Genomic DNA, 3,564 nt, shown 5'->3' on the forward strand with positions numbered 1-3,564 from the left:
TTGGCTGGGCGGGATCTCCATAGGACGTCGCATTCCCCAGGATGTTGGACAGCAACTGCGCCAGCCGGCCGGCATCAACCTTCACCATCCCCGGCACGTTTACCTCGCGCAAGATCTTCCAATCCGGATAGACGTTCGCGAACTCCGAGACGACCTGGTTGATGATCGGCTCCAGCTCCGCCTCCCTGAGCTTGAGCTGCATGCCAGCGCCGAGACGCGTACGGGCGAGATCCATGACGTTGTCGATCAGGCCGGCCATGCGATTGACGCTGCCCTGCAGCATCTTGATCCAGCCCTGGCCTTCGGCATCAACCTTCTTGTTCAACAGCCGCAGACCGCCCTGGATCGAGGCCAGCGGATTGCGAAGATCGTGACCCATGACGGCAATGAACTGTTCTCGCAGCTCCGCCTTCTGCTGCTCCAGCAGCAGCTTCGCTTCCGAAATCTCGACCCGGCCCACCGCATCGAGATGCGCCGCAATCAGCTCCGCGAACAACTTGAACATCCCGATGATCTCGGGCGTGCGCAGCTTGCGGGGTTTGGGATCGATCGCGCAGAGCGTACCGAAGAAGGAGCCGTCGGCCAGGATGATGGGAACCGAGATGTAGCTCTGGAAGCCATACATCGCCGGGGTGTGATGAGAGGCGTACGCCACGTCGTCGCTGACGTGGTCGATGATCACCGCTTCGTTCGTCTGCCTGATCTCATGACAAATGGTCGTCTCGACCTTGAGCTCATCCCCTGGCTTCAGGCCGAACGAGAGCTCGTCTCGGGACGCGCATGTGATCCACCTGTCTTCGGTGACCCGAGCGACTGCGGTAAAACCCATGCCGGTCGTCAGGTTGATGACTTCCAGAATGGTGGGAACGGCGGAAATTCCGCCAATTCTCGCGACGTCGCGGTCGATATCCATTACCAAACCTACCCAAGCCCCCTCTCTCCGGTACCAGAAATCCTATCTTCGGGTAAGCGCGTCCTGCGATGCGCTGTCCCGGTTAGCACGTAGCACCGTCGCCCCCAAGCTCGCGCGCCAAATTCCGATAGAGTCCAGTAGTCGCCCCGAGATGAACTCCTCGCTTCATGCGCCTAACGTGTGCCCTCCCCCTCCGGCATTTTGGCCATGTTCTGCGCAGCGAAAGACAGCCCGCCCGTTCTGATCTGCTCAAAGTGCAGGCGGCCGATGACGTTCCTGGCGACGCTGCCGGCCATCTTCACGCTTCCCGCGGAGCATGCCTATCAGTGCCGCCCCTGTCTGCGGGTCGCCGCTATCCCGCTGACCTGAAACCGGGGTGGCCGTGACGTTCGACGATTGAAGTTCCCATGCGTCCAATGGCCCCGCACTGCCAGTGCCTAGCCGCTCCAGGAGCCCCCACAAACCCGCTGACATCCCGTCGAAAACGTGTACGCTTTCCCAAAAGCGGAGGAGCGGCATGTTTGAAATCAAGGGGTTCGACACGGCGGGCATCGTCAGCCTGAAGCGGCCTTCACTCGCCGCGGCGCTCAAGAAAGCCAGGGAGCTGGTCGAGGACGGGTGCTGGGACGTTCAGGTCGTTGATCCCGCCGGCCGGATCTACACCTCGTTCGAGGAGGAAGCAGCCTAGATCTCCTGAGAGACGCGGCCGGCCCAACCGCAGACATTACGGATATTGCGGTGGCAGTGCGACGACGTGATGAGGCTCAGGACGTAGGTTAAGTGCACTGTAAGCGTAACGGGTCTTCAACCCTCGCAACAATGAGAGCTACGTCGTTTTGATCGTGGAGCCGCACACTTCGACGCGACGCGAAGATGAACAAAGGGACGTACTAGGACGCGACCCCGATTAGCCAGAAAATTCGTGCCGGCGATTTGATAGAAGTCTCACAGACGAATTGACCGGGTTACAGTGCCGCAGCTCGAAGGATGCTGCAGCTCACGCGAACAGCTTGTCGATGTCGTCCTGGGAAATCGCCACGCCCGGCCGCTTCGGCCCCTCCATCAAGTCCGGTGCACTTGGAACAGCAAGCTCGGCGGCCATCCGCGCCAGCTCCTCCTTTCCCCACATCCGGACCAGCCGGTTGATGTGTTCTTCAATGAACTGCAGCGACTTGACGACCCGCGTGATCCGCTGACCTGTGAGGTCTTGAAACGCGCAGGCCTCGAACACGTTGTTCGTGCTATCGACGATCTCGCCGCATATCGCTGCGACAGTCGGCTCGTCGACGCCCTGCAACTTCGCGACGCTGGCGCTGATCGCCTCCATGCTTTCGAGGATCGCGTTCCCGGCTGCCTCCGTATTCTCGACGATCGCGTCGAGGGTGTCTGCCATCGTCGCGAAACTGCCTTTGCTGTTGCCTTGAAGAGCGGCGAATTCCCGCCGCATGCTGCTAATGTGGCCGAACATCTCGACCAAATGCGTTTTCAGCACCGTCTCTTCTTGCGACGTAATCATCAGAAATCCCCGACGGTGGCGACTTGCCCTTCGTGCGCCACAGCAATCCATGGCGGCTTCGAAAGGAAGCTTCGAATGAGCGGACGCATTTTCGCGCTTTCAACGTTCCTGGACCAGCAAAGCAAGCGATCGTTAAATTAGCGGTAAGGCCGCCCCGTCCGCGAAAGTTCTTCTCGTCTCTGAGGAGCGCCGCGCATCTGGTGCGCCCTAACCACTTGGCAGAGACCTGATCCAGCAGTTAACGCCCTGTTTATGGGCCGATGTTAGTCCTCGGAGCGGACTGACGGGGGCCTCAACAATCTGTCCCAAATGTGCGTTTTCGTTGCGTAGGAGAGCAAGATGGCAGTTGATCTTTCGATGCCTGTCTTGGTGGTGGACGACTACAGCACCATGATCCGTATCATCCGAAATCTCCTCAAGCAGCTCGGTTTCGAGAATGTCGACGACGCCAGCGATGGGTCGGCCGCACTCAACAAGATGCGCGCCAAGAAATACGGCCTGGTCATCTCGGACTGGAATATGGAGCCGATGACCGGCTACGACTTGCTGCGGGAGGTCCGCGCCGACCCCAATCTCGCCACCACGCCGTTCATCATGATCACGGCGGAATCGAAGACTGAGAACGTCATTGCCGCCAAGAAGGCGGGCGTGAACAATTATATCGTCAAGCCGTTCAACGCCGCCACGCTGAAAACCAAGATCGAGGCGGTCTTCCCCGAGATGGCAGGCGTCTAGCACATAGGATGGGTTGAGTTCTTGCGAAACCCATCACTCGCTGCGATCTGCGATTGAAAAATACGGTGACAGTGCACTTAACTTTGCCCGGGATGCCTCTGGCCTTCCATCAAAGTACCTCCTGGGCTGAGGCCCACCGTCGCCGATTGATTCCCGAATTACGGTGACAGTGCTTGCTGTTCTGACCAGCGCGAGAGCGCCCGAAGCGGCGCAGGGCGTACAGGATTGCATCGAGTCTGTCGATCAAGACGATCGCCCCATCCCCGCGCCTTCTCTCCTGCGACGCGCTACCGCCGGTTAGCCGGTAGCAACGCTCCTTCCACGCAAGCAAGCCCGCCAAATTCCGATAGAGTCCAGTAGTCGCCCCGAGATGAACTCCTCGCGGCCTGCGCCTAATGTG

The 3,564-nt window shown here is 59.6% G+C and carries 5 protein-coding genes; 2 read left to right on the forward strand and 3 right to left on the reverse strand.

The features are described 5' to 3' along the window. The coding region (locus JHD07_RS35370; RefSeq protein WP_291630626.1) for a GAF domain-containing sensor histidine kinase at positions 1 to 913 on the reverse strand (913 nt) is incomplete at its 3' end. Positions 914 to 1,086: 173 nt separating this feature from the next. Beyond that, positions 1,087 to 1,209, reverse strand: a complete 123-nt coding sequence (locus tag JHD07_RS35375; RefSeq protein WP_291630628.1) for a hypothetical protein — start codon at positions 1,207 to 1,209, stop codon at positions 1,087 to 1,089. 221 nt (positions 1,210 to 1,430) lie between these two features. Between JHD07_RS35375 and JHD07_RS35380 the strand changes: the two genes are divergently transcribed. Continuing rightward, positions 1,431 to 1,601 carry a hypothetical protein gene (locus JHD07_RS35380; RefSeq protein ID WP_291630630.1) on the forward strand — a complete coding sequence of 57 codons (171 nt, stop codon included), beginning with the start codon at positions 1,431 to 1,433 and terminating at the stop codon, positions 1,599 to 1,601. A 309-nt stretch (positions 1,602 to 1,910) separates the two neighbouring features. Here JHD07_RS35380 and JHD07_RS35385 read toward each other — a convergent pair whose 3' ends face one another. Beyond that, complete coding sequence (locus JHD07_RS35385) at positions 1,911 to 2,429, reverse strand: protein phosphatase CheZ (protein WP_291630632.1); 519 nt, start codon at positions 2,427 to 2,429, stop codon at positions 1,911 to 1,913. Between the two features lie 339 nt (positions 2,430 to 2,768). On the opposite strand from JHD07_RS35385, the gene JHD07_RS35390 reads away from it, so the two are divergent. After that, a complete protein-coding gene (locus JHD07_RS35390; RefSeq protein ID WP_291630634.1) occupies positions 2,769 to 3,164 on the forward strand; it encodes a response regulator in 396 nt (131 codons plus the stop codon). Positions 3,165 to 3,564 lie beyond the last annotated feature (400 nt).

The organism is Bradyrhizobium sp. (assembly GCF_016462955.1).
In the GTDB taxonomy this organism is placed as follows: domain Bacteria; phylum Pseudomonadota; class Alphaproteobacteria; order Rhizobiales; family Xanthobacteraceae; genus Bradyrhizobium.

Coding starts and splice junctions, on each gene's coding strand:
- JHD07_RS35390 (WP_291630634.1), top strand. CDS start 2,769: ATGGCAGTTGATCTTTCGATGCCTGTCTTGGTGGTGGACGACTACAGC.
- JHD07_RS35380 (WP_291630630.1), top strand. CDS start 1,431: ATGTTTGAAATCAAGGGGTTCGACACGGCGGGCATCGTCAGCCTGAAG.
- JHD07_RS35385 (WP_291630632.1), bottom strand. CDS start 2,429: ATGATTACGTCGCAAGAAGAGACGGTGCTGAAAACGCATTTGGTCGAG.
- JHD07_RS35375 (WP_291630628.1), bottom strand. CDS start 1,209: ATGGCCGGCAGCGTCGCCAGGAACGTCATCGGCCGCCTGCACTTTGAG.